Raw genomic sequence first — 25,565 nt, 5'->3', positions numbered from 1 at the left:
TCACTCCGCCGGCTGCGGGGCGGTCACGGGCACAGCGCGCTTCGGCGTCGCCAGCCGGAAGCGCCGGTCGGTCAACGAGAGCCCGCCGCCGAGCGCCATGACGAGCGAGCCGATCCAGATCAGCAGGATCAACGGCTTGTCGTAGAGACGCACCGCGACGCCGCCATCCTGCGCTTCGCCGAGGCTGACATAGGCCTGGCTCAGGCCGTCCGTGCGGATACCGGCCTCGGTTGTCGGCATGGAGCGGGCCGTATAGACGCGCTTCGAGGCCTCGACCGGCGCGAGCTCGCGATCGCCCGAGAAGACTTGGAAGCTGGCGACCTCGGACCGGAAATTCGGGCCGGTGCGCGGCGACATGCCTTCCAGCACGATGGTGTAACGGCCACTGGTCAGGCGCTCGCCGGGCTTCAGGACAGTGATCGCCTCGGTGCTCCAGGCCTGGGCGGCGATACCGATGATGCTCAGGCCGACGCCGGCATGGGCGAAAGCCGTGCCCCAGGCCGAACGCGGCAGGCCGCGCGCCCGCGACAGCATCGCCCGCCAGCCGCTGGCGCGCATCATGATGCGCTCGCCGAGATCGAAACCGGCGGCAAGGACGAGGAAGACGCCGAGGCCCACGCCGAGCGGCGCCAGAACCGGCCCGCCGCGCGTGAAGAAGAGCAGCGCGAGAGCGGCCAAGACGGCGATCCCGAAGGCCATGGCGTTGCGCTGGGCCGCGCCGAGCAGGTCGCCGCGCTTCCAGGCCAGCGACTGGCCGAGCGGCAGGATCAGCAGCAGCGGCACCATCACCGGCACGAAGGTCGCGTTGTAGAAGGGCGGGCCGACCGAAATCTTGTCGCCGGTCACCATCTCCAGCAGCAGCGGATAGAGCGTGCCGACGAAGACGGTGGCGCAGGCCGTGGCCAGGAAGACGTTATTGACGACGAGCGCGCTCTCCCGGGAGACCGGCGCGAACAGGCCGCCCTGCCGCAGCAGGGGCGCGCGCCAGGCGAAAAGCGCGAGCGAGCCGCCGACGAAGAAGATCAGGATCAGGAGGATGAAGAGGCCGCGCGCCGGATCGGTCGCAAAGGAATGGACCGAGGTCAGCACGCCCGAGCGGACGATGAAGGTGCCCAGCAGCGAGAGCGAGAAGGTCAGGATCGCCAGCAGTATCGTCCAGACCTTCAGCGCGTCGCGCTTCTCCATCACCACGGTCGAGTGGATCAGCGCCGTGCCGACGAGCCAGGGCATGAAGGAGGCGTTCTCGACCGGGTCCCAGAACCACCAGCCGCCCCAGCCGAGCTCGTAATAGGCCCAGTACGAGCCCATCGCGATGCCGAGCGTCAGGAATATCCAGGCCAGCAGCGTCCAGGGCCGGACAGCGCGCGCCCACATCGCGTCGATGCGCCCGTCGATCAGCGCCGCGACGGCGAAGGCATAGGTGATCGAGAAGCCGACATAGCCGACATAGAGCAGCGGCGGATGGATCGCGAGGCCGAGGTCCTGCAGGATCGGGTTGAGGTCCTGCCCCTCGGCCGGCACAGGCGAGAGGCGCTGGAACGGGTTCGAGGTCAACAGGGTGAAGGCGAGGAAGGCGACGGCCACGAGCCCCTGCGCGGCGAGCGCCCCAGCCCGCAGGCGCGGCGGCAGCGAGCGGCGCGACAATGCGACGAGCGCCCCGAACAGCGTCAGGATGAGCACCCAGAGCAGCATCGAGCCCTCGTGGTTGCCCCAGACGGATGTGAGTTTGTAGATCAGCGGCTGCGCCGAATGGGAATTGGCGACGACGTTGCCGACCGAGAAATCGGAACGGACATAGGACGTCACCAGAGCCGCGAAGGACAGGGCGACCAGCGCGAACGAAACCAGCGCCGCGCTGCTGCCGACCGAGGCCAGCGTCCGATCCTGCCGGAACACGCCCCAGAACGGCACCACCGCCTGGATCACGGAGACACCGAGCGCGAGTGCCAACGCGTAGTGGCCAATCTCGACGATCATATCAGGCTCACGGCTTTGCCGGCGCAGTGGCAGGAGAGTCGGCACCGCCCGGCTGCCAATGCCCCTGCTTCTTCAGCGTGTCGGCGACTTCGCGCGGCATATAGGTCTCGTCATGTTTCGCCAGCACCGAGTCCGCCTTGAAGCGCCCGGCGCCTTCGAAGACGCCCTCGGTGACAACGCCCTGCCCTTCCCGGAAGAGATCGGGCAGCAGGCCATCATAGCCGACCCTGATCGAGGTCTTGCCGTCGGTCACCGCGAAGGTAACGCGCTTGCCGTCGCTGCGCTGAACCGAGCCGGCCTCGACCAGCCCGCCCAGGCGCATACGAGTGCCCGGCAGCACGCCCTTCTCGGTGATCTCGGTCGGGCCGTAGAAGAAGACGATGGTGTCGCGCATCGCGAAGAGGACGAGGCCGGCGGCCAGGGACAGCACGGCACCGGCCATCGCGATCAGCGTCAGCCTGCGCTGCTTGCGGGTGAAGCGGCGCTTCGCCGGGAGCGGCCGCGTCGGCTGGGCAATCGTCATGGCGCGGCCTCCTTCAAGGCCAATTCATCGGCGAGAGCGTCGATGGCCGCAAGCGCGTCCTTGTCTTCGGCGAGGCGTTCGCGCGCGGTCTTTACGGCCTGCAATGCCGCAGGCTTGTCGCCGAGGACGGTGCGGGCGCGGATCAGGCGGCTCCATTCGGGCAGGCTGCCGCCGCCTGCACTCAGGCGCTCGGCCAACCCATCGACCATCGCCTTGATCGCCTGCTGACGCTCGGCTTCGGGAAGGGCTGCGACCGCCTTGCGGCCGGCATCGGCCTGCATGCGTTCCAAACGGGCACGCACGGCGCCGGCCCAATCGGCATCGGAGGGGGCTTCGGCCAATAGCTGGGTGAGAGCGGCCTGCGCGCCCTCGCCATCGCCGTCCTGCTCCTTGGCAAGCGCGAGGTAGTAGCGGGCTCGCGGGCTTTTCGGATCGAGCTTGACGGCCTCGGCGAAGGCTTCACGCGCAGCGGCGGTGACGACGCCGCCGGCTTCCATGATGCGGGCCTCGCCGAGCCCTGCCAGCAGATCGGCATCGGGCTTGCCGAAGCGGGCGGCCGCGGCAAAGGCTTTCGCGGCCTCATCGTAGCGGCCCTGGCGGAGATAGATCGGCGCGAGCAGCGACCAGCCCTTGGCATCGCCCGGATTGGCCGCGAGATGGGCCTCCATGCGCGCGAGGATGATCGCGAAATCCTGCTGCGGGCCGGCCTTTTCCAGCCGCGCCGCCAGCGGCTGGTCAGGCAGGTTCGGCGAGCCGTAGAGCCCGTAGATCAGGAGGGCGAGCAAAGGCACGACCGAGAGCATCAAGGCCGAACTTGCCCGGCGGCGACGCAGGGACGGCTCGGTTTCGCCCGCGGCTCCGGTTTCGTCGCCAGCGGCGCGCAGAAGCCGGCGGGCGGCTTCGGTACGGGCGGCTTGCGCGTCGTCCTCGCCGATCAGCTTGCGTGCGAGATCGCGGTCGATCTCCTTGAGCTGGGCGCGATAGAGGCTGCGGGCATCGGCCGTATCGCCGAACCCTTCCGTCCGGCCATGACTGAGCGGCCGGAGCAAGGCGAAGATCGCCGCTCCCGTCATGGCTGCAAAGATGGCCCAGATCATCATGCGGCGTTCTTAGCCAATCGTCCGCCCGGGTTCATGGTGACAAAGGGTCACGCGGCAAAGAATTCTTCTAAACCGAAGGCAGCTCAAGCCGCGCCCTCAATCCGCCCAGTGGCGAGCGATGCAGGGTGAGCCCACCGCCATAAAGCTTGGCGATGTCGACGACGATGGAGAGGCCGAGCCCCGATCCCGGCGTGGTCTCGTCGAGCCGGCGACCTCGCTTCAGGACTTCGGCCATGGCGCCCTCCGGCAGACCGGGGCCATCATCGTCGATCAGCAGCGCGATCCGCTCGGTGTCAGGTGCCTTCTCGTCCGCAAGCGAGACCTCGACGGTGGAAGAGGCCCATTTGAAGGCGTTGTCGAGGAGATTGCCGAGCATCTCCTCCAGATCTTGCTTCTCGCCGCGGAAGCGTAGGCCGGGTGCGATCGTGTGCGAACCGGAGATGCCCTTACCCTGCGATATCTTGGTGAAGGTCCGCAGAAGCGCATCGAGAGAGGGGGGGATTTCGGTCACGCCGCCGAGCGCGCCTGAAAGCGCCGCGGCCCGCGCCCGGTCGAGATAGTACTGGACCTGGTCGCGCATGATCGCGGCCTGCGCGCGGACGGTTTGAGGCAACTGGCCGTCGCCGCTCGTGTCGGCCTCGTTCATCATCACGCTGAGCGGCGTCTTCAGTGCATGCGCGAGGTTGCCGACCTGCGTGCGGGCGCGGTCGAGGATTTCGTGATTGGCGTCGATGAGCTGGTTGAGCTCGCTGGCGAGCGGTGCGAGATCGGGCGGATATTGCCCGACGATGCGCGGGTTCTCACCCGTCCGAACGGCGCCGACGGCAGAGCGCAGGCGCACCAGCGGGCGCAGACCGAAGCGGACCTGCACCAATGTCGATGCGACCAGGGCGATGCCAAGCAGCAGGAAGGTCATCGCCAGCGCGAAGCGGAAATCCCGGATGTCCCCCTCGATCTCGTCGGCGGGGGCCGCAACGGCAACAGTGAAGCGCCCATCCTCGCCCACATCGATCTCGCGCTCCAGGATGCGCAGGAGCCGGTCGTCCGGACCGGAGACATAGCTTTCGCGTAGCCCGCGGCTGTTCGGCACGATCGGCTGATCGAGCAGCTTGGGGAGCTGTCCACCGACGAGGGAACGTGAGGCGCGGACATTCGGCCGCTCGCCGTCCAGCCTTGTGATCTGCCAGTACCAGCCGGTCAGCGGCAGGTCGAAGCGCGGCTCGCCGAGATCGCCGATCGTCTGGCGCTCAGTCTCGGGCGGCGCGGCGAGGTCCGCGACCAGCTGCTTGATGTAGACCGAGAGCCGCTCGTCGAAACCGCGCTCGGCCGAACGGCGGTAGAAGGTGGTCAGGCCGACACCGGCCAGTACGAGGATCAGCACGCAGCAGACGGCCGCGGAGAAGAACAGCCGCGTTCCCAGCGAATAGCGATGGGATTTGAGCGGCATCGCCCGCGATCAGACCTTTTCCGGGGCGGCGGCGATGTAGCCGAGGCCTCGGACGGTCTCGATGATGTCGACGCCGAGCTTCTTGCGCAGGCGCCCGACGAAGACCTCGATCGTGTTGGAATCGCGGTCGAAATCCTGATCGTAGAGATGCTCAACCAGCTCGGTTCGCGACACCACCCGGCCCTGATGGTGCATCAGGTAGGAGAGCAGGCGGTACTCGTGCGAGGTCAGCTTCACCGGATTGCCGTCGACGACGACGCGGCTCGCGCGAGTGTCGAGCCGGACGGGGCCGCAGACCAGCTCCGAGGTCGCGTGACCCGCCGCGCGTCGCAGCAACGCCCGGACGCGCGCCAGCAGTTCCTCGATATGGAAGGGCTTCACGACATAGTCGTCGGCGCCGGCATCGAAGCCCGAGACCTTGTCGCTCCAGCGGTCGCGCGCGGTCAGGATCAGCACCGGCATGGTCTTGCCGGCCCGGCGCCAGCCCTGCAGCACGGCGACGCCATCGACCTTTGGCAGGCCGAGGTCGAGAATCACCGCATCATAAGGCTCGGCCTCGCCGAGATAGAGGCCTTCCTCGCCGTCAAAAGCCTTGTCGACGGCATAGCCGGCATTCTCAAGCGCAGTCACGATCTGGCGGTTGAGGTCCTTGTCGTCCTCGACGACGAGCAATCTCACGGTAGGGTCGCTCCAGTTGGGGAAGCCGCAACGGCTGTCAGCGGATGGTGGCGATCTTGCCGGATTGTCCTTCCAGCGTGACCCGCGCGACGCGGCCGTCGCGCTTCAGCGTCGTCACGACATAGACGAAATCCTCGCCCTGTCGACAGAGTCTGATGCGAACGACCTCGCCAGGGGCGGCGTGGCGGGCATGGCGCGAGGCTTCCGCCGGCTGCATGACGCGCCCTTCGGCGACCGCGTCGCGGGTCTCTTCGGAAGACAGGCAGGAGATCGGCGTCGCATCGTCGACGCGGATCACCGGCATCGGCGAGGAGGCGATAAGCGCAAAAGCAAGGATCGGTTCGACCGGCATCATCGACATGGGCTAATCCCATCCGCGTGAATGCGCCATGAATGCATCGCCTCGTTCACAACTCACAGTAGATCAGCGTATCGATACTCGTCCACGCCATTCGCTCCCGCGGCCGACCGTGGCGCTGAGCTGGCGGAGCGAGAGCGCGATCTCCTGCTGCTGCGAGCCGAAATCGGCGAGTTCCTGCGCAGCGGGATAGGTCCATTCCGGCGCGTTCACGATTTCGGTACGAAGCAAAGCCTCGCCGTCGAGCACGCCGAGTTCGTAACGCTCTCCCTCCTCTCCGAGAGGCACCTCCACCAGATCCCAGGAATCGCCGTCGATTCGCGTCCGCCTCAACCAGTCGATGACGATGCCTGCACCCGTCCTCGCCGCCTTGGGCCGGACTGGCGATAGCGGCACGAGCGCCTCCCCGGCGATCGGGACCGTGAACTCCACCATCGTGGCATCGCCGACATCGTCACGGACAGGCCCGACGCGATAACGCCGCGTCCGCCCGAGATCGGCCAAGTCTGCCGTCAACGAGACGGCCGCGCCATCGAACACGACGACGCGAGCGCCGGCCGGAAGGGTGCGCGCCGCCGCAGCCTCGCTGCCGCCGATTCCGCGAATCAATCCCGACAGGCGAAACTGCTGTGGCCCGATCAACTCGACCTGCGCAGCCGTGACGATCTCGACAGCGCCGTCCGCTCCAAGCAGGGCCAGAGCATTCGCGCCCGCCAACGCGGCCTCCGGCGAGACGGAGGAGAGCACGCCACCGCGCAACCTGACCTCCAGCACGGCACGACGGTCCGTTCGCCAGAGCGGTCCCTGAGGCAGCGCCGTGAGGGTCTCGCCGACGATCGAGGGCGCCTCGACGAAACCGTCGAGATCGAACAGGCCTGCCTCGTCGGCCCGCCAGATCGCCAGAGCGCCGGGCCAGGGGGCAGCGAAAGCCGCCAGCGACAGCAAGGGCGGCGGCTGCACGGTGACGATCGGCAGGGCGAGCGGCACGGCCAATGGGCGTCCGGGCAACGCCGGAGGCGTTCGCGGCGGGCGCGTGCCACCGCTGGTTCCCGTCGAAACATAGATCGCCGGCTCGACGGCGCGAGCGCTCACCCGCCGCGTTGGCCCGTCGGCGATGCGGGTCACACGAAACAGGCGGCTGCCCGACTCGACCGGGACGGACAGGACATCCCCGGGCTCGATCGCGATGCAGCGTGGAGACAGCTCGCATTCGAGGCTTTCGCGCCCAGCCCAGGCTTCCTGCAGGCGCTGGTCCGCGAGACGCCGGCCTTCGGCGGAGCGGGTCACGATCGCGGTTTCGACGGAGACTTCGCGCCGAGCCGCGCCCGCCAGGCGGCGCGAACGCGCGGCGGCGTTGCGGTAGTCTGCCTCGCTGTCGCTGAAGCCAAGGCGCAGTTCGAGCGGCAGCTCGGTTTCCTGGTTGCGCCTGAACGTGAAGGGTTCGCCATCGCGATCGGGAACGAGATCATCCGTGCCCAGCAGGCGCGAGACCTTGCCGCCCCTGCCCTCGAAACGCAGAGCGCCTGCGCTCATGATCGCGTCGAAGCCGAAGCTCTGGGCCAGCGGTTCAAGGGCCTGCCGGGCCGATAGCGGACGGTCCAGCACATAGCCATCCACGAAGCCGTCGACCACGATCCGGTCAGCCACAGGCAATCCGAAATCGGCGAGCAGGTTCGCGACGAGCCGGTCGACCGGCGTGCCTTCCAAGCGGCCGTTCAGCCAATGGCCCGTCTCGAAATTCGCTCCGTCGGCCCAGATCCCGGAGAGGTCGGGAAAGGCTGGGAAAGGCCGCGTGTCCCAGTTCCACACGAAGATCCGGTTGGGATCGACCATGCGGATACCGCTGACCGGATGGATCGGATTGCGCGCAGCGTCGAAGCCGACCCGGGCCGGATCGAAGCCGGAGATGATGGCTTCCAGCCCCCGCGCCTGAACAAGGTCGTCGCGCGCGCCGCTGGAAAACGGCGGGTAGCCGCCCTCGTCCGATTTCGGATCGGGGAACATGTTGGGCGCATTGGCGCCCTTGTCGACGGCGGGAATGCCGATCTCGGTCAGCCAGATCGGCTTTGCGCCCGGCACGAACGGAGTTGCCGTCGTCTCGATGCCGCCGGCGCGACGGATATGGGCCTGGCTCCACCACCCCGAGAGATCCTTCGGCCGGAAGGTCCAAGGCTTGCCGTAGGCGCCGTCGGCGATCGGCAGGCGCGTCTGTGCGGCGCGGCCGTCCTCGTCGGCGTAGTACCAATCATAGGCTTCGCCGGCGGTCAGGCGCTGGCGCAGGTGAGCCAGATCGGCCGGCCCCCGCGCGACCGCAGCATCGGCGTGGCTGCCGGAATCACGCCAGTCCGAGAGCGGCGGATAGAAATCGACGCCGATCGCGCCGATGGCGGGCGAGGCCCAGAGCGGATCGAGGGGGAAATCGATGCTATCGCCGCCGCCGCGGACATCCGCGCCATATTCGGTCCAGTCGGCAGCATAGGTCAGGGTGGCGCCGGGCAGCATGGCCTTGACGTCCTGTGCGATAGCCACGAGCGCGTCGACCATCGGATAACCGGCCGCGCCGCGCAGATGCGTCAACCCCATCATCTCGGAACCGATGACGAAGCCCTCGACGCCGCCAGCAGCCTGAGCCAACGCGGCGCAATGCATCACGAGCCGGCGATGGGACCATTCATCCGGTTTGGCGCAGGTCACGTTCGAGCCCGCGGCGGCCATATCGGCGGGAACAACCGTGCCGACGAAGGACGCGACCTGCGCCGCGACGGCCGCGCCGCCTTCCGGGCTTCCCGGCTCGCCCAGCGCCGGATCGCAGGTGATGCGGCCCCGCCAGGGATAGCGCGGCTGGCTCGCCGCATCCGAATAGGGGTCGGGCAGCGTGTTCCCGGCCGGGATATCCATCATCAGGAAGGGGTAAAGCACGACCTCCAGACCGTAATCGACACGCAGGCGCCGGATCAGCGCGACGATGCTCTCGTCCGAGGGCGTGCCCCCGAACGCAGGCCTGCCGCCGATCTGGCTGACGACACGGGCCGAGGACCGCGACAGCCCGGCGACCGACCATTCCGCCCCGACCGTCGGCTTGTGCGGGATCTCGACGCGGGGGGCGACGCTGCAGGACCCGACACGCAGATCGTCGCCGAACCAGGACACGACCAACGAGACGCGGCGCAGATTCGGGCAGAGCGCCATGAGATGACCGAGCGCGGTATCGGCGTCGCTGCCGCCATAGAGCTGGTGGCGCGTCAGGCTTTCGGTGACGCCGGGCGCGGACTCATGGCTGACCGGGCGGACGTCATAGACGAATTCACCGGCGCCGGGCGTCAGCGCCACCGCCCGGATCATGCCGCCCAGCCCATCGACAGCGCGCACGACCTCGAAGTCGAACTGCGGCACGCGGTTGCCGTAATCGGCCAGCGGAAAGCGCTCTAATACGACATAGGCGAGCCCGCGATAGGCCGGCGCCTCGCCCGCCTCCTTCGCTGCGATCAGCGGGTCGGGCTCCTGCGTCTCATACCCGTGATGGACGCGCATCTGCACGGTCTGGACATCAAGTTCGCGCCCATCGACCCAGATGCGCCGGATGAAGGCGATCGGCCCCTCGCACAGCCCGATCGCGAGATTGGCATGGTAGCTATAGGTCGTCTCGAAGGTCTTCTTCGCACGGCTGCCGCCCTTGCCGCCGCTCTTGGTGCGCGTGATCGAGACCGTGACCTCCTCCTCGAAGCGCGTCGCCCAGATCAGTTGCCCGCCAAGCCGCGCGCGGCCGTAGAGGCGCGGGATCGCCGCGCCCTCCGTCGCGGCGAGGCCATTGACCTCCTTGAGGCGCGGACCATCGACGATCTTGTTCCCGCCCGAGCCGCCGAGCCAGGCCTGGTCGATGCTGGCACCGGCGAGGCCGCCGAGCGCCTGACCAATCGCGCCGCCGACCGGCCCGCCCAGGGCCGTGCCGAGAGCTGCGCCAGCAACCTGGAGAAGAAGCGTCGCCATCAGTCGGTCACTCCGGGGAAGGAAAAGGCGTGGCTGAGATGGCGCCGCCACCAGGGCGTGAACGCGACCTCGGCGACGGCCGCGCCGTCATGGGCATGGATGATGCGATCCGGGCTTGCCAGGATCGCGCAATGCTTGGCCGGCAGATGCTCGCGCCAACGAAACAGCAGCACGTCGCCGCGTTGCGCTCCCGTAAGGGCGAGCGGTTGCAGGTGGCGCTCGGCAGCCAAGGCGAGCGTCTCCTGCCGCAGGCTTTCGGCCCAGCTCGGCGAATAGGGTGGCGGCGTTTCCGGCTCGTCGCCGCAGAGGTCGCGCCAGACGCCGCGTACCAGCCCGAGGCAATCGCAGCCGACGCCGCGCAGCGAAGCCTGATGGTGATAGGGCGTGCCGAGCCAAAGCCGCGCGGCATCGACGATTTCGTCGCGCGTCATCGGAACAGGCTCCCGCCGTCGAGCGCGCCATCGCCGGGCCGGACGCCGCCGATGATGAAATCCGTCGTCGGCATATGGGGGAAACCGCGAAAATTGACGCCGTTGGCGAATTTGGCGCGGCAGGTCGCGAAGCTCTTGTCGCAGCCCGGCGTCACCCGGAAGCCGTCGCCGGGGGCGATCGGCGCAGCCGGCGCTTGCCAGAGCTGGAACAGTGCCTGCGCGCCCTCGCGGCCGTGCCGCTTCACCTCGGTGGCAAAGCCCGCGTTGGCACCGCTGGTGAAGATAAACCGGCCACTGGTGAAATGGCCGTCAGGATAGGACGCCATGCCTTCAGCCGAGAGCGAGAGGCGGCTATCGCTTTCGACGACCACCGCTTCCGCCGCGACAAGCGAGAGCCCACAGCGCGCATCGCCGAGATCGGCCGAGCAGGAACGCATATAGAGCCGGCCGCGCTCCTCGTCGAAAGCCTTCGCGAAGCTGCGGATTTCGGCGATGAAGCTCGCTTCGCCGCGCTTGATCTCGCCGACGAAGCCTTCCTCCAGCAGCACGCGCTGACCGGGATCCGCCCAGTTCACCAGCCAGACGCGAACGCGCGCATCATCGTAGAGCCCGCGCGCCAGATCGGCTTCGTTCAGCCCGAAGGCAGCGAATGCACCCGCAACCTCGCCGCCGCCGATGGCGAAGCCGAGCTCGGCCGCGCTCTCAGCCGCTTCGAGACCGGTCGTCGCGGCGAAATCGATCCCATCGAAGGACAGCTTGCGGTCGTGATCGGTGAAGCCGAGCACGAGCCCGTCGCGGCGCGTCAGGCTCCAGCAATGGCAGAGTGTGGTCGCAGCCGTCTCGATATGGGCGGCGAGACCTGAGGGAATGTCACGCATGAGCGGGCCTCACGGGATGATCTCGACGACGGGGACGCGCGGGATCTCGCCGGCCGCAAAGGCGGAGAGATCGACCTCGATCGCGTCGGTGTCGAAGCGGACGGGCACGTCGAAGGCGAAGCCGGCGGTCAGGACGGCAGCCGGCGGCGGGATCGACCCGACGGCGAAAGTGACCTGCCCGGTCGAGAGGTTGCAGGAGAAGGCACTGCCCGCGAGCTCGACGCCATCCATGGCGACCCGGACCGTGCCGGCGCAGGGCTTGGTGATCTCGCGGCTATAGGCGGACGCGCCGGAGCCATAGGCCTTGCAGAGCTGAAAGGCGGCGACGACACCGTCACCGACCCCGATGACCTGGTCGGTCGCGGCCGGCTGCTGCGAGGGCGGGCAACTCTTCCAGTCGAGCTGATCGCGCCAGCGAAAACCATGGAGCCGGCCGCGACGCTCCTCGAAGAAGCTCACCACGGCCGCCAGCGCATCGAGATTGCGGATGCCGAGTCCGGCATCGTAACGGCGCCGCGAATGCGCCCAGCGGCTGTTTCGAACTTCGCGCCCGGAAGCGAGCGTCACGATCTGGGTCTGGCGCTCCGGCCCGCCCCGCGCGCCGCGCGCGACATCGAGCGGAAAGCGGACCTCATGGAAATCCGGCATGCCTCCCCTCCCTCAAAGAGCCCGTCGCCCGCGCGCAACGGCGCGGGCTATCGCCGCGGAGACCTGCGCCTCCGAACGGCGGAAGCTGTCGGCATCGGGAGTCGAGACCTGCACCACGACGCTGAGCGGCCGCCCCTGCCCGCTACCCGCACGCACGCCGAGGCGCCCGTCCGGACCGCGGGCGAGCGGCATGATCGCCTCGGCGCCGCGCTCGCCCATCAGGCCGAGCCCGCGCCCGGTCGGAAAATAAGAGGGCGAGGCGACGATGCCGCCCTCGGCGAAGGGAGCGATCGGCACCGTTCCGCCGGAGCCGCCGAAGCCGAGACCTCCGAAGAGGCCCGTCAGACTCTTGACGCCCGTGCTCAACAAACTCGACAGGCCGGTCTGCAGCGGCTTCAGCGCGGTCTTGAGCAGGCTGTCGGTCATCGAGCGGCCGACGCTGCGCAGCACATCCTCGAAGCGCTTGCCTTCGACGACGCCGCGCGAGAAGGCGCTGACGATCGACTTGCCGAAGCTCTCGGAGGAGCGGCTCAGCGATTGGGTCAACCGGTCCATCGCCCTCAGGTCCGAGAGGCGCCCTCCCGACTCGATACCGTCATCATCCGTCATGGCCACTCTCTCGCTATGGTGGTTGGAATTGCCGCCTCAGGCGTCGGGAAAGGCGTCCATCAGCGCCGCGAGCGCCGGGCGCTCCGGGGCGGAGCTTCGGGAGAGGTCCTGATGCGCCCGCAACGCCGCCGCGATCTCGCGCGGCGTCGCGGCCCAGAAGCGATCAGGCGGCCAGGCCAGCCGGCCGAGCCCGAAGGCCATCACCTCGTCCCAGGGGAAAGCCGCCGACGCGCCTATGCCGGCGGCTGCTGAGGGCGGGCCGCGTCCCCCCCCTCGCCGAAAGTCGCCTCGAGCAGCGCGATCGCCGCCTTGATCGCGCCGCTCAGGCCGCCATCGAAGGAGAGCTCCGCGACATCCTCGTCGCGGATCGCCCTGCCCGCTCCGCGCAGGCCCGCTGCGATGATGCGGATGATATCGCGGGCAGACAGTCTGCCCTCGACGAAGCGCTCGCCCAGCGCGGGAAGGCTGTCGACGGCGAAGGCCTGCTCGAGCTCGGCGAGCGCGCCGAGGGTCAGGCGCATCGGCAGGGTTTCGCCGGAGACCATGAGCGCGGTCTCGCCGCGATGACGATTGACCATGACCGCCTCCTCAGAGCGCCGCGAAGGCCAGGAGCCCGGCGGATTCCAGCGACAGGTCGAAGGTGACCTCGCCGGCATGGTCGCCGCGGTACTCCAGGCCCGTGAGCTGGAACGGCCCGGAAATCGTGCCGAAATCAGGCACGACGATCTGCCAATCCCGGATCAGCCCGTCGAAGAAGCTCTGCCGGACGAGCGCATCGGAGGCCTCGTCCTTGAAGATGCCGGCGCCGCTGATGCTGGCGCGGCGCACGCCGGCCCCCGCCAGCAATTCGCGCCAGCGCCCGGCCGATTCCGAATGCGTCACGTCGACGGTCTCGGCGTTGAAAGCGATCTGCCGCGCCCTCAGGCCGGCGACCGTGACGAAGCCGCCGGCACCATCCCCCGCCTTGAGCAGCAGGTCCTTGCCCTTCTGTGCCGCCATGCGGCTTCTCCTTTTCGAACTAGAGCGTTTCGGTGGCGGCGCGGAAGCGGATCGTCACCTGAGGCAATCCGTTGCGCGTTTCGCGGGCGAGCCGGCTCGACAGCCAGCGCAGATTGACCAGCGCATGCCCGTCCAGGGTGAGGTCGACCTGATCGAGCGCCGCGGCGATCAGGCCTGCGGCTTCCAGCGCCTGCCGCGACGAGCCGCTCTGCGCGGCCCAGACGACGAGCGCGAACTCCTGCTCGCAGCCTCGGTCGCTGCCGGTCGACCAGTCGCGTGCCTCGACCTCGCCATGGACGACATAGAGCCCGCGCGCAGCGCGCGGCGCCTCGTCGAAGATGCGATCGGGACCGATCAGCGTGGTCAGTGTCGCGTTTGCGACAAGGCGCGCCTGAACGGCAGCGCGGAGGGCCAGGATGGCGTCGCTCATGGCGTCACCTCCTCGGCGAGGCAGACAAGCCGCCGGCGCGCGCCATCGGGATCGGCGGCAGAGCGGATGTCGAACAGGCGATCGCCATCGCGCAGGCGCCGGCCGGCATCGACGTCACCGCGCCAGCGCATCGTGATGCGATAGTTGCGCGACTGTTCCGGCCGGCCCTGCCGCCAGGCTTCGGTGCCGGACATCCACTCGACCTGCGCCCAGAGCGCGGCCACGGCCTCGAAAACCTGCGTTGCGCCGCCCAGCCCGTCCGGCGAAGCGACCGGCGCTTCCAGCACCAGCCGGCGCCGCATCCGGCCGATGGCAGCAGATTCCAGCGCCATCGTCAGAGCCTCCCGCGACGAAACGGCGCGACCAGCGCGGCGATCGCAGCAGGCAAGGCCTGAGCATCGCGCCCTGCGACATCCCCGCGCAGCTCGAACCAGCGTGCGGCGAGACGCAGCACGGCCTGCCGCAGCGGCGCGGGCACTGCCGCAGCCGTTGCCCCGAAGCCGACGGCGACGTCGATCTCGATCGCGCCATGGGCACGGCCGATCTCGGGCACCTCGCCCGTTAGCCGGATGACCGGTGGATCGGCAGCCTTGTCGATGGTCAGCGCCGCGTTTGCGACAGCCTGAGCCACGCCGAGCACGTCGTAGACGCGCGCGGCCTCGATGCGCAGCAGCGGCGAGAGCGGCAGGCGGATTTCGCCGCCGGCAGGCCAGCGGTCGAGTACGATCCGCCAGGGCTGTTCGATCAGGCAGCGACCCGACGCAGCCTCGATCATCAGGCGGGCAGCCGTGACGAGCGTAGAGAGCAAGGCGTCTTCGTCAGTCTGATCGAGGCGCAGGAACTGGCGGGCTTCAGTGAGCGTCACCGGTTCCATCACCGGTGGGCCCAGGGCAAGCGGCGTCATGGGCGCTCCCTTCATTCGTTCGATTTCATGGATTCGACCGCGAAGCCGCAGCCGAGAGGGTTCATCTGCGGCGCCGGGCGCGCTATTCAGCGCCCTCTCGGAGAGGAGCACCCGATGCACATCGCCAACCGGATCGCCGCCATCGGCCTCGCCTGCGCCGCCGCAAGCTTCGGGAGCCTGCCGGCGCGAGCCGTCGTCGCCGGGCAGGAAGGCGGGCCGGAAGCCGGCTCGACCCTGATGGTTCTGAACGCCCGCGGCGGGGTTTGCACCGGCATCGTCCTATCGGCGCGCGCCATCCTCACCGCGGCGCATTGCGCCGCCGGCGGCGCGGAATTGCGCGTTCACTGGCGCCAGGGCGGCGAGCCCGTCCTCGTCGTGCCGTCTTCAGTCGCGATGCATCCGGAATTCGATGCCGGCGCGATCCGCAGCCGCCGCCGCACGATCGACCTAGCGCTGGTCCGCCTGGCAGAGCCCCTGCCCGGCCGGTTCAGCGCAGCGAGCCTTGTCGACGGTTCGCTGCCACGCGCCGGCAGCAGCGTGACGCTCGCCGGCTACGGCGTCGCCCGCGAGGGCGAAGCCCGCAGCACGGGCACCTATCGCTCGGCAGCACTGACCACGGTCGAGCCCTACGGCCCCGGCCGCATCCTGCTCTGGGCGGCCGACGGTGCCGGCGGCGGCAAGCGCCCCGGCGCCGGCGCCTGCCAGGGCGATTCCGGCGGACCGATCTTCGGCGATGACGGCATCGTCGCCGTCACGAGCTGGTCGACCGGCCCTTCCGGGCGCCAATGCGGGCTGCTCAGCCAGGGCGTTCTGGTTGCGCCGCAACGCGGCTGGATCGATTCCACCCTGTCGAAATGGGGCGAAACCGCACGCTGGACACGCGGTCGCTGACGGAAGGACTGGACTGTGCCGCGCCACAGCCTAGATTGATCGGCCGGTCCATTGGTTCGTTTCATGATCTTGCGCTCGTCACTCGCTCTTGCCTGCTTCCTGGCCATCAGTGCCTCTCAGCCGGCGCTCGCCGTGGTCGGCGGTGTCGATTCACGTGACGCGCTCGGCGCCCGCGCCTCGACCGTCCGGGTCGAGACCAGTCGCGGCGAGCTTTGCTCGGGCGCGGTGATCGCCCCCGAGATCGTGCTCACCGCGGCCCATTGCCTGATGGGCGGCGGCTCGATCAGCGTCGTCAGTCTCGACACCCAATTCCGGGCGCGCCGCCAGATGGTGGTCGCGGTCCTGCCGCATCCGAGCTTCGTGCCGGGAACGACGCCGCGCACCCAACCCGGCACCGACCTCGCACTGCTGCGCCTGGCCCAGCCCCTGCCGCGCGATATCGAGCCTTTGACGCTCGGCAGCGGCCTCTGGCAGGGCGAGACCGTCACCATGGCAGGCTACGGCTTGTCGGCGGAGAACAACAAACGCACGGCACGGCGGCTGCGCGAGACGCAGCTCGTCAATGCCGGCAACTACACCACGCAGAACACCGTCAAGGTCGCGGTCGATGCCGAGAACCGCGGCGAGACGCCGGGGGCCGGCGCCTGCCGCGGCGATTCGGGCGGGCCGGTGCTGCGCGGCAGCGGGGCCCGCTCGCGTGACCTCGTCGGCATCGTCAGCTGGTCCAGCGGCCCGCTGAAGACGCAGGCGCGCCGGATCTGCGGCGGCTTCACTGCGATCACGCCGGTCAGCGATTATCGCAGCTGGATCGCCGAAGGCGCCGCGCGGCTACGTTCGCTCGGCAGCGAAGCGCCGCCTGAGCAGGTAGCCGAGCCGCGCGCCGCCTTCAGCTGGTGGTTTTCGCGCTGATTAGCCCTAGACGGCGAATTTCAGGCCCTTGATAGCCGCGAAATCCTGGACGCCGCCGCCGACGCGCTTGGTCGTGTAGAACAGCACATAGGGCTTGGCGGAATAGGGATCGCGCAGGATGCGCACGCCGGCCCGGTCGACGACCAGATAGCCGCGTCGGAAATCGCCGAAGGCGATCGAGACCGCGTTGTTGGCGATGTTCGGCATGTCCTCCGCCTCAGCCAGCGGGAAGCCGAGCAGCGTCGCCGGCGCGCCGGCCGAGGCCGGGGGCTGCCAGAGATAGTGGCCGTTGGCGTCCTTGAACTTGCGGACCGTCGCCTGAACCTTGCGGTTCATCACGAAGGAAGCGTTCTGACGGAAGCCTGCCTTCAGCGCATAGACGAGGTCGACCAGCACGTCGGAGGGGTTGGAGGCCGGGAAGGCCCCGGCCACGCCCGTATTGAGCACGCCGATATTGCCCCAGCTCCAGGAGGCGTCTGCGACCGTCGGATAGGCCAGGAAGCCCTTGGGCTTGTCGACGCCGTCGCCGGTGACGAAGGCAGCACCTTCCTGCTCGGCGAAGGCGCTCTCGACCTCCTCGGCGATCCACTGGTCGATATCGACGATGGCGTCGTCGAGCAGCGTCTGCGTCGCAGCCGGCATGGCGTAGAGCTCCATCGCCGGGAAGGAGAGCTCGGCCAGGGTCGGCGACGCGCCTTGTGGCCGCGCCGCCGTCTCGGCCACCCAGCCGGAGGCCGGGCCAGTCGTCGAGAAAGCCTTCTTGTAGGTGCCCGACGAGATCGTGCGAACCGTGGCCAGCGAGCGGATCGGCGAGACATTGGTCAGGCGGCGCAGGATCTCGCCCTCGACGGTTGCCGGCGCGAGATAGCCGCCATCCGGGCCGGAGCCGGCAGAGAGCGCCTTGGATTCCAGCCGCTTCAGGCCGCCGGCCTCGCCGGTGCGGACGTAAGAAGCGAAAGCCGCCTTGTGCTCCGCTGTCAGCGGATCGCGCGGACCGTCATGGCCGAGCGCCGGGCGAGCGCGCTCCAGCGTCAGCCGGTCGATGCGGCGCATGGTATCGTCGAGCGCAGCATCCATGCGGACGAGCTTCTCCTCGGTCAGCGGATCGACGCTCTGGCGCGCCTCCAGACCGGCGAGGCGCTCCTCGTTGGTGGCGCGGTAGTTCTCCAGCGTGTAACGCAGGTCCTCGAAAGCCAGCGCGAGATCGCCGCCGGCGGCCTTGGTCTCGGGCGCGGTGTTGAGATGGCTCATGGTCTCTCCTCGGGTGATGGGTCAGATGAAGGCGGAGGGTCGCGTCGCCTTGACGGCGGCGATCCGGGCCTGGGGCAGCATGGGGAAGGTCACGATCGACACCTCCCAGAGATCGATGCGTTCGAGCCGACGCAGGCCGGTTCGCGGCTCGGTGCGGGCCTTCTCGTGGCGAAAGCCGATCGAGAGCCCGTCGATCGCCCCGTCGCGCATCAACGCGTGGAGCTCGCGGGCGCGGGCAACGGCCAGCGAGAGCCGGCCGCGCACGAACAGGCCGCGGCTATCCTCGATCAGGCTCGACCAGCGGCCGATCGGCTCGGCCGGGTCGTGCTGCCAGAGCATCCTCACGCCACTCGGTCCTCGGCGCTGCAGGCTCTCGCGGAAAGCGCCGGGCTCGACGATGTCCTTACCCAGATCGGGGATGCGGAAGAGGCTGGCATAACCTTCGAAGACGCCGTCCAGCCCGATCCGGGCCGGCGGGAGCGGCAGCAGCTTGGATTCGAACGAGGCGCGGGCCGGACTGCGCGGCATCATCGATCGCCCTCCCCGCCATCCCTGCCACCCTTCGTCCGTTCGTCCTCAAGCTTCGCAAGCTGACGGACAAAACGACTGAAAGTCTCGACAGGCGCGCCGCTGCGTGACGCCCTGCCCGCGCGAGCTGGCGCGGGCGCCTTGGGCGGTGGCTTGGCTGCGCCGTTTCTGCCTTTCATGACGGGTCCCCCTCGTGGCGTGCGTTGAAGCGATTGAGCTCGCGGACGAAATCATCGAAGCGCCGGTTGGCTGCGGTCAGCTCGCGCAGGACGAGCCAGGCCAGCCCCGAAGCACTCGCTGCCCAGAGCAGCAGGCCGAGATGGCCGACATCGGCGCGGCCGACGAAGGCCGCGACGACCTGTTCGAGCATGTTCATGAGGCCTCCTTCCCGGAGGCGCGCCGGCCATAGCCGACGGCCTCGCGCTTCTCGTCCTCGTCGAGGAAAGCCGCAGTACCGAGCCGCCGCCAGAGCGATTCACGCTCCTCGGCCAGCGCCTCGATGGCGTCGAGATCGGGCTCCAGCACCAGCTCGTCGCCGAAGGCGGGCCCAAGCCATTGCGCCAGCGACTGCGCGGTGCGGCGCACCAGCGGGATGACCGTCTGACGCCAGAGCGCGCGATTGGCCTCGGCAAAATTGGCGTGGGTGTTGTCGCCGGGCAGGCCGAGCAGCAGCGGCGGCACGCCAAAGGCGAGCGCGATCTCGCGAGCCGCGACGCCCTTGGCCGCGACGAAATCAAGCTCCGCTGGCGTCAGCGAAAGCGGCTTCCAATCGAGCCCGCCTTCGAGCAGGAGCGGCCGGCCGGCATTGCGGGCGCCCTGGAAGGAGTCCTCCAGCTCCTGCTTCAGCCGCTCGAACTGCGCATCGGTCAGCGTCGCGCCTTCCGGGCCGTCATAGACCAGGGCGCCCGAGGGGCGCGCAGCGTTGTCGAGCAGGGCCTTGTGCCAGCTACCAGCGGCATTGTGGATGTCGAGCGCGACCGCCGCCGGCTCGATCGGCGACAGGCCGTAATGATCGTCGACGGGGTGGAACAGCGTCAGGTGCAGGATCGGCGGCAGGCCGCCCTCGTCCTGCCGGAAGCGGACCGTGTCGCCGCCGACCGTGTAGTCATAGGCTTCAGGCCAGCCGTCGCGACCAGGCACGACGCGCATCCGGTCGGGCCGGAGCGCATAGAGTTCGCGCGGCTCGCGGCCGGCGCTGACCGCCTCGACATAGGCATTGCCGGCGACGAGCAGGTGCCCGACGAGCATCTCGCGGAAGGCGATGCCGCCCTGGCGCGGATTGGGCCGCTCGATCAGCGCGAGCGCCGGATGCTCCGGCACCTCGCGCGAACCGACCTTGGCGACAAGCGGCGTCTGCGCCGCCGCCTCCGCGATCAGGCGGATGCAGCGATGCACGACCGGGTTGCGCTCATAACCCTCCCGCGAGAGCGCGACATAGTCGCGGGGCGTCCAGACGGCACGCCCCGCCTCATGCAGCGCGATCAGCGGCCCGACGCGCGAGCGCTTCTGGCCCGGCGCGGCTCGGCCGCGCAGGCTGCGAAGAAAATCGAACATGGATGTCTCGCTGTTGGAGCGTGAAACAATCTGCCGTCATGGTCGGGCTTGACCCGACCATCTCGGAAACCAGTGCCTTCTCGTCCTGAGATTCTCGGGTCGGCGTTTCACGCCGCCCGAGAATGACGCATCAGATGCCCCTCACCCGCGGCCGGGCCTTCGGCGCCAGCATCAGATGGGTCAGCGCCCAGACGAGTGCGTCGAGCCGGTCCGGCGAGCGGCCGGTCTCGAGGCCGCGCGGCCCGAAGGCGCACATCTCATCTTCGAGCGCGGAAAACGCCCCGGCATGGCGCACCCGTCCCTGCGCATAGAGCGCAGCGACCGGCTCCGCGCGGAGATATTTGCCGCGCGTTGCCCGCACCGAAATGACGGGCACGCCGGCATCGACCTCGCGGATGATGCTTTCGACCATCTCGCCGCCCTGATTGACCTCAACGACGAGCGCATCCGCTTCATGGCGGCGATAGAGCACGACCGCCCGCTCCGCCCATTCCTGCGGCCGCGCCCCGGCCAATGTCGCGTCCTCCAGCACATGGCCGATCCCGTCATGGTCGATGCCGGCGACGACGAGACCGCAACGGTCCGCCCGCTGCGAGGAGGTAGCCGGCGGATCGACGGCCACCGCGATGCGGGCAAGCGTGGGGGTCTCGCGCTCGCGGGCCGCCTCGATCATGGCCCGCGTCCAGAGCGCGTCCGGGCTTTCCTCGACGATCTCGCCGTCGAGTTCCTGCCGGCCGAGCCGCGTGCCGCCATAGGTCTGCGTGACCGTGCGGACGAACTCTGCCGCGAGATTGTAGCGATTGTCCTGCGTCCGCGCCCGGCTCACTGCGACATGCGGCTCGACCAGCAGGCGCTTCACCAATGGCAGCGGGCGCGGCGTCGTCGTCACGACCTGGCGGGGATGATCGCCAAGGCGCAGGCCGAATTGCAGCATGTCCCAGCACTCCCCAAGATTCGGCCACTTGGCCAGTTCGTCGGACCAGGCGGCACCGAATTGCGGGCCGCGTAAGCCCTCCGGGTCCTCGGCGGTGAAGACCTGCGCGATCGCGCCGTTCGACCATTGCAGGCGGCGCAGCGAAGGCTGCCAGGTTGGCCGCTCCCAGCGCGCATGGATCGAGAGCAATCCGGAGACGCCCTCGATCATCACGTCACGGACCTGCGCTTGCGTTTCGCCGACCAGGGCGATCCGCTCCGTCGGCATCTCCGCGAAGGGCGGATGGCCCAGCGCCATGCCCTTGACCCATTCTGCGCCGGTGCGGGTCTTGCCCGCGCCGCGACCACCCAGAACGAGCCAGATCGGCTTCAACGGTTTTGGCGGCAACTGATCAGGGCGTGCCCAGATCTCCCAGGTACTGCGAATGAGCTCGACGTCATCCGCTGTCGCCGTCGGCATCAGCTTCTTGAGAATTCTCACCCGCGTCTTGAGCGGCCAGCGCTTCAAGACGTCGAGCAAGATCCTGACGGAGCTGTGCGACATGTCGCAGATCGTCGGCAGCGGAAGGGTCATCCGTGCGCTTGTCCTTCCTCGTGGCCGGAGGCTCCTCGATCGCGACCAGCTCGCGCACGGTGCGGGCGAGCACGGCCAGCGCCTTGGCGTCGGCCTCGCTCGCGGTCGTGCCTTTCGGCAGGTCGGCGAGATGCTCTTCATGGGTGTCGATCTGGCGCTTGGCGGCACGCCAGAGCTGGCCCACCACCGCCCTGCGCGAGATCGTCTTCCGTTTCGACTTCGGCCCGGCGGCCAGCTGCGGCGTTGTCTCGTCGTCTTCGGCCATCGCGTCCTTCCCGATGACAGGCACGAAAAAGCCGCCGGCTGGAGAGCGCGGCGGCTTTGTTCGGGCAGATTTCGTGAGCGTTCCTGATCTCTATCAGATCAGCGTCGCGATGTCAAGGACAAAATTCCTACAATCCTGAGATGCATCCAGCCGACGGTCAGGCCTGTTCCTTCTCGATCCATTTATAGGTCGCGGCCGGCACGTAGTTCTGCATCCGGTCGAGCAGCGTCGCCGGCTCGGTGTCGGTCATCGCCATCGCCCGGTGGTTCTGCTTGAGGAAGCCCGCCTCGACGGTGCGGTCGAGGAAGGTTGCCAGCGGATCGTAGAATCCGGCGACATTGAGCAGGCCGAGCGGCTTGGCGTGGATGCCAAGCTGGCCCCAGGTCCAGATCTCGAACAGTTCCTCGAAGGTGCCGATGCCGCCAGGCATGGCGATGAAGCCGTCCGAGAGCTCGGCCATGCGCGCCTTGCGCGTGTGCATGGTGTCGACGACCTCGAGCCGGGTCAGCCCGACATGGCCGACCTCCTTGTCCTTCAGCGCCTTGGGAATAACGCCGTGGACCTGGCCGCCGGCCTCCATCGCGGCATTGGCGACGATGCCCATCAGGCCGACCGCACCGCCGCCATAGACCAGCGTCAGGCCGCGCCGGGCGATCTCCGCGCCCATGGCGCGGGCGCCCGCCGCATAGACGGGGTCATTGCCGGGATTGGAACCGCAGAAGACACAGACAGATTTCATGAACCGAGAGCTTGCAAGATGCGGGCCCAGGAGCGCTGGCCCTTGTGGAAGGAGGATAGATCGTACTTCTCGTTCGGCGAATGGACCCGGTCGTCGTCGAGGCCGAAGCCGACGAAGAGCGTGTCGATACCGAGCGTGCGCTTGAAGTCGCCGCCGACGGGGATCGAGCCGCCGCTGCCGATCGAGACGACGCGCCCGCCCCATTCATCGGCAAGCGCGATGCGCGCCTTCTGGAGCACGGGCGAATCCACCGGCACCGCCAGCGCCGGCGAGCCGGAATGGCTGATGAATGCGGCGGTCACGTCCTCTGGCAGGCGCTCGCGGATGAACTGGTGGAAGGCGGCGGCGATCTTCGCCGGGTCCTGATCGCCGACGAGGCGGAACGAGACCTTGGCCGAGGCCTGGCCCGGGATGACCGTCTTGCTGCCTTCGCCGGTATAGCCACCCCAGATGCCGTTGACGTCGCAGGTCGGGCGCGACTGGATCTGCTCGATTAGCATCCGGCCCTTCTCGCCGATGGAATGCTTCAAGCCGACCTGGCCGAGGAATTCCTTCTCGGTCAGGTTCAGGTCGGCCCATTCCGCCTTCTGGGCATTGGTCGGCTCGTGCACGCCCTCATAAAAGCCGGGAATGGTGATGCGGCCGGTCTCGTCGTGGATCTCGCCGAGGATGCGCGCGAGGAGATGGATCGGGTTCGCGGCCGCGCCGCCGAACAAGCCGGAATGCAGATCGCGATCGGCCGCGGTCAGCGTGACCTCCTGATAGACCATCCCGCGCAGCGTCGAGGTGATCAGGGGCGTCTCGCGGTCCCACATACCGGTGTCGCAAACCAGCGCGTAGTCGGCCTTCAACTCAGCCGCATTCGCCTTGATGTAACCTGGAAGATTGACCGAGCCGGATTCCTCCTCGCCCTCGACGAGGACGGTCAGGCCGATCGGCAGGTCGCCGGTCTCGGCCAGCGTCGCGCGCACGGCCTCGATGAAGGTCATCACCTGGCCCTTGTCGTCGCAGGCGCCGCGCGCGGAGATGATCTTGCGGCCGGGCTCCAGCTCGCGAACGACCGGCTTGAACGGATCGGTATCCCAGAGGCCGACGGGGTCGACCGGCTGGACGTCGTAATGGCCGTAGAACAGCGCATGCGGCGCGCCGGGCTTGGGGCGGTGGGCGAGGACGACGGGGTGCCCGCCGGTCTCGCGCAATTCCGCCGTGAAGCCGAGCCCTTCCAGATCGGCCCGCAGCCATTCGGCAGCAGCGCGGGTCTGTGCGTTATAGGCCGGATCGGTGCCGATCGAGGGGATTTCGAGCCAGGTTGAGAGGCGATCGAGCGAGGCGTCGAGCCCATCGTCGAGACGGGCGAGAATGGCGGGAAGCTTGGTCATGGCAGCCATCGGATGCGATTCAGATGACGTCATCATGGCAAGCCCAGGTGCAAGCGTCAGCTCCTATTCACGCATGACGGGCAGGCTCCGCCAGCCCGGCGGGGACCTAATTGCCAACCATTTGCAATTGCATTGACATGCCTGCACGGAGCCGTTACCCCTTATTGCAACCAAGTTGCAGCAAGGCATCGTCATGTCGCAAAGCGCCCCCGAATCCTCGTCGATTTGGCTTCGATCGCGCGGCGAACCCTCGCTGATGGATGTCTTCCGCACCATCAAGGTGACGCCGACCTCGTCGAACTGGCGCAAGTTCCTCGCCTTCTTCGGGCCGGGCTATCTGGTCGCCGTCGGCTACATGGACCCCGGCAACTGGGCGACCTCGCTGGCCGGCGGTGCCCAGTACGGCTACACCCTGCTCGTCGTCGCGCTGGTCTCCAACCTGATGGCGATCATCCTGCAGTCGCTCTGCGCGCGGCTCGCCATCGCCTCCGGGCGCGACCTCGCCCAGGCCTGCCGCGACGCCTATCCGCCCTATATGGCCTGGCCGCTGTGGCTGCTTGCCGAGCTCGCGATCTGCGCGACCGACCTCGCCGAGGTGATCGGCACTGCGATCGGCCTCAACCTGCTCTTCGGCATCCCGCTCGAGATCGGCGTGCTGATCACCGCCTTCGACGTCTTCGTCATCCTCTGGCTGCAGACGCGCGGCTTCCGCTGGATCGAGGCCTTCATCATCACGCTGCTCGGCGTCATCGCGGTCTGCTTCGGCATCCAGATCGCGCTGGCCGATCCTAACTGGGGCGAGGTCATCCGCGGCTTCGCGCCGACGACGGAGATCGTGACCAACCCGAACATGCTCTACATCGCGCTCGGCATCATCGGCGCGACGGTGATGCCGCATAACCTCTACCTGCATTCCGGCATCGTGCAGACGCGCGCCTACGGCGAAACGATCCCGGAGAAGCGCGAAGCGCTGAAATTCGCGACGATCGATTCCACCGTCGCGCTCTGCTTCGCGCTCTTCATCAACGCGTCGATCCTGATCCTCGCCGCCGCGACCTTCCACAAGGCGGGCCATACGGACGTCGCCGAGCTCGGCCGTGCGCAGGAGCTGCTTCAGCCGCTGCTCGGTGCCTCGATCGCGCCATCGCTCTTCGCCATCGCCCTGCTCTGCTGCGGCCTGAATTCGACGGTGACGGCGACCATGGCCGGCCAGATCGTGATGGAGGGCTTCCTGCGCATCCGCCTGCCGGCCTGGATGCGGCGGCTGGTGACGCGCCTCGTCGCCATCATCCCGGCAATCGCCGTCACGCTGATCTATGGCGAGGGACAGACCGCCAAGCTCCTGATCCTGAGCCAGGTCATTCTCAGCCTGCAATTGCCCTTCGCGGTGGCGCCGTTGGTGATGTTCACCGCGTCGAAGGCCAAGATGGGCGCGCTCGTCGCGCCGCGCTGGCTGAGCCTGACCGCAGCCATCATCGCTGCGGTCATCATCGCGCTGAATCTCAAGCTGCTCTACGACTTCGCCACAGGGGCGTGACGAACCGCCGTCATGCTCGGGCCTGACCCGAGCATC

At 68.5% G+C, this 25,565-nt stretch carries 28 protein-coding genes; 3 read left to right on the top strand and 25 right to left on the bottom strand.

Annotation, left to right across the window (positions count from 1 at the left end):
- The 17 genes from AC07NY_RS15405 to AC07NY_RS15325 form a co-directional block, all read right to left on the bottom strand.
- Entirely contained in the window at positions 1 to 1,977 is a 1,977-nt protein-coding gene (locus AC07NY_RS15405) for a heme lyase CcmF/NrfE family subunit (RefSeq protein ID WP_494584550.1), read from the bottom strand.
- 7 nt (positions 1,978 to 1,984) lie between these two features.
- Entirely contained in the window at positions 1,985 to 2,500 is a 516-nt protein-coding gene (gene ccmE, locus AC07NY_RS15400) for a cytochrome c maturation protein CcmE (RefSeq protein WP_494584549.1), read from the bottom strand.
- A complete protein-coding gene (gene ccmI / locus AC07NY_RS15395; RefSeq protein ID WP_494584548.1) occupies positions 2,497 to 3,600 on the bottom strand; it encodes a c-type cytochrome biogenesis protein CcmI in 1,104 nt (367 codons plus the stop codon). The genes ccmE and ccmI overlap by 4 nt, the downstream gene beginning before the upstream one ends.
- Positions 3,601 to 3,667: 67 nt before the next feature.
- Positions 3,668 to 5,047 carry an ATP-binding protein gene (locus AC07NY_RS15390; RefSeq protein ID WP_494584547.1) on the bottom strand — a complete coding sequence of 460 codons (1,380 nt, stop codon included), beginning with the start codon at positions 5,045 to 5,047 and terminating at the stop codon, positions 3,668 to 3,670.
- Between the two features lie 9 nt (positions 5,048 to 5,056).
- A complete protein-coding gene (locus AC07NY_RS15385) occupies positions 5,057 to 5,725 on the bottom strand; it encodes a response regulator transcription factor (protein ID WP_257734675.1) in 669 nt (222 codons plus the stop codon).
- Between the two features lie 37 nt (positions 5,726 to 5,762).
- On the bottom strand, positions 5,763 to 6,086 hold the full coding sequence (locus AC07NY_RS15380; protein WP_492284025.1) for a PepSY domain-containing protein: 324 nt from the start codon (positions 6,084 to 6,086) through the stop codon (positions 5,763 to 5,765).
- Between the two features lie 63 nt (positions 6,087 to 6,149).
- A complete protein-coding gene (locus AC07NY_RS15375) occupies positions 6,150 to 10,070 on the bottom strand; it encodes a baseplate multidomain protein megatron (RefSeq protein ID WP_494584546.1) in 3,921 nt (1,306 codons plus the stop codon).
- Positions 10,070 to 10,501, bottom strand: coding sequence for an NlpC/P60 family protein (locus AC07NY_RS15370; protein ID WP_494584545.1), 432 nt, complete (start codon positions 10,499 to 10,501; stop codon positions 10,070 to 10,072). Before AC07NY_RS15370 ends, AC07NY_RS15375 begins: the two co-directional genes overlap by 1 nt.
- Complete coding sequence (locus AC07NY_RS15365; RefSeq protein WP_494584544.1) at positions 10,498 to 11,379, bottom strand: phage/gene transfer agent baseplate hub protein; 882 nt, start codon at positions 11,377 to 11,379, stop codon at positions 10,498 to 10,500. Before AC07NY_RS15365 ends, AC07NY_RS15370 begins: the two co-directional genes overlap by 4 nt.
- A 9-nt stretch (positions 11,380 to 11,388) precedes the next feature.
- Entirely contained in the window at positions 11,389 to 12,027 is a 639-nt protein-coding gene (locus AC07NY_RS15360; protein ID WP_494584543.1) for a phage distal tail protein, Rcc01695 family, read from the bottom strand.
- A 12-nt stretch (positions 12,028 to 12,039) separates the two neighbouring features.
- Entirely contained in the window at positions 12,040 to 12,636 is a 597-nt protein-coding gene (locus AC07NY_RS15355; protein WP_494584542.1) for a phage tail tape measure protein, read from the bottom strand.
- Between the two features lie 36 nt (positions 12,637 to 12,672).
- Positions 12,673 to 12,873, bottom strand: a complete 201-nt coding sequence (locus AC07NY_RS15350; RefSeq protein ID WP_494584688.1) for a phage tail assembly chaperone — start codon at positions 12,871 to 12,873, stop codon at positions 12,673 to 12,675.
- Positions 12,870 to 13,214, bottom strand: a complete 345-nt coding sequence (locus tag AC07NY_RS15345; protein WP_494584541.1) for a gene transfer agent family protein — start codon at positions 13,212 to 13,214, stop codon at positions 12,870 to 12,872. Before AC07NY_RS15345 ends, AC07NY_RS15350 begins: the two co-directional genes overlap by 4 nt.
- A gap of 10 nt (positions 13,215 to 13,224) precedes the next feature.
- Positions 13,225 to 13,635, bottom strand: coding sequence for a phage major tail protein, TP901-1 family (locus tag AC07NY_RS15340; RefSeq protein WP_494584540.1), 411 nt, complete (start codon positions 13,633 to 13,635; stop codon positions 13,225 to 13,227).
- 19 nt (positions 13,636 to 13,654) lie between these two features.
- Positions 13,655 to 14,065: a DUF3168 domain-containing protein gene (locus AC07NY_RS15335; protein WP_494584539.1), complete on the bottom strand. Its 411-nt coding sequence runs from the start codon at positions 14,063 to 14,065 to the stop codon at positions 13,655 to 13,657.
- On the bottom strand, positions 14,062 to 14,397 hold the full coding sequence (locus tag AC07NY_RS15330; RefSeq protein WP_494584538.1) for a phage head closure protein: 336 nt from the start codon (positions 14,395 to 14,397) through the stop codon (positions 14,062 to 14,064). The genes AC07NY_RS15335 and AC07NY_RS15330 overlap by 4 nt, the downstream gene beginning before the upstream one ends.
- Before the next feature lie 2 nt (positions 14,398 to 14,399).
- On the bottom strand, positions 14,400 to 14,969 hold the full coding sequence (locus AC07NY_RS15325) for a head-tail connector protein (protein ID WP_494584537.1): 570 nt from the start codon (positions 14,967 to 14,969) through the stop codon (positions 14,400 to 14,402).
- A 114-nt stretch (positions 14,970 to 15,083) separates the two neighbouring features.
- Between AC07NY_RS15325 and AC07NY_RS15320 the strand changes: the two genes are divergently transcribed.
- A complete protein-coding gene (locus AC07NY_RS15320; RefSeq protein WP_492284036.1) occupies positions 15,084 to 15,860 on the top strand; it encodes a S1 family peptidase in 777 nt (258 codons plus the stop codon).
- 63 nt (positions 15,861 to 15,923) lie between these two features.
- Positions 15,924 to 16,769, top strand: coding sequence for a S1 family peptidase (locus tag AC07NY_RS15315; RefSeq protein WP_492284037.1), 846 nt, complete (start codon positions 15,924 to 15,926; stop codon positions 16,767 to 16,769).
- Positions 16,770 to 16,775: 6 nt separating this feature from the next.
- Here AC07NY_RS15315 and AC07NY_RS15310 read toward each other — a convergent pair whose 3' ends face one another.
- From AC07NY_RS15310 to AC07NY_RS15275, 8 genes are all read right to left on the bottom strand, one after another.
- Positions 16,776 to 18,020, bottom strand: coding sequence for a phage major capsid protein (locus tag AC07NY_RS15310; protein ID WP_494584536.1), 1,245 nt, complete (start codon positions 18,018 to 18,020; stop codon positions 16,776 to 16,778).
- A 21-nt stretch (positions 18,021 to 18,041) separates the two neighbouring features.
- Positions 18,042 to 18,551 (bottom strand): HK97 family phage prohead protease, encoded by a 510-nt coding sequence (locus AC07NY_RS15305; RefSeq protein ID WP_494584535.1) that lies wholly within the window; start codon positions 18,549 to 18,551, stop codon positions 18,042 to 18,044.
- Between the two features lie 172 nt (positions 18,552 to 18,723).
- Positions 18,724 to 18,924, bottom strand: a complete 201-nt coding sequence (locus AC07NY_RS15300) for a hypothetical protein (protein WP_170843290.1) — start codon at positions 18,922 to 18,924, stop codon at positions 18,724 to 18,726.
- Positions 18,921 to 20,102 carry a phage portal protein gene (locus AC07NY_RS15295; RefSeq protein ID WP_494584534.1) on the bottom strand — a complete coding sequence of 394 codons (1,182 nt, stop codon included), beginning with the start codon at positions 20,100 to 20,102 and terminating at the stop codon, positions 18,921 to 18,923. The genes AC07NY_RS15300 and AC07NY_RS15295 overlap by 4 nt, the downstream gene beginning before the upstream one ends.
- Before the next feature lie 130 nt (positions 20,103 to 20,232).
- Entirely contained in the window at positions 20,233 to 21,495 is a 1,263-nt protein-coding gene (locus AC07NY_RS15290; RefSeq protein ID WP_494584533.1) for a DNA-packaging protein, read from the bottom strand.
- A complete protein-coding gene (locus AC07NY_RS15285; protein WP_494584532.1) occupies positions 21,473 to 21,874 on the bottom strand; it encodes a hypothetical protein in 402 nt (133 codons plus the stop codon). The genes AC07NY_RS15290 and AC07NY_RS15285 overlap by 23 nt, the downstream gene beginning before the upstream one ends.
- A 157-nt stretch (positions 21,875 to 22,031) precedes the next feature.
- A complete protein-coding gene (locus tag AC07NY_RS15280; protein WP_199087584.1) occupies positions 22,032 to 22,613 on the bottom strand; it encodes an LOG family protein in 582 nt (193 codons plus the stop codon).
- Positions 22,610 to 23,992, bottom strand: a complete 1,383-nt coding sequence (locus AC07NY_RS15275) for a M20/M25/M40 family metallo-hydrolase (RefSeq protein ID WP_494584531.1) — start codon at positions 23,990 to 23,992, stop codon at positions 22,610 to 22,612. Before AC07NY_RS15275 ends, AC07NY_RS15280 begins: the two co-directional genes overlap by 4 nt.
- A 193-nt stretch (positions 23,993 to 24,185) precedes the next feature.
- Here AC07NY_RS15275 and AC07NY_RS15270 point away from each other — a divergent pair, with 193 nt between their 5' ends.
- A complete protein-coding gene (locus AC07NY_RS15270) occupies positions 24,186 to 25,529 on the top strand; it encodes an Nramp family divalent metal transporter (RefSeq protein ID WP_494584530.1) in 1,344 nt (447 codons plus the stop codon).
- Positions 25,530 to 25,565: the final 36 nt, after the last annotated feature.

Source organism: Allobosea sp. GW821-FHT09G06 (genome assembly GCF_059416005.1).
The sequence above is the reverse complement of the archived record's forward strand: the minus strand, read 5'-3'. Positions and strand labels throughout refer to the sequence as shown.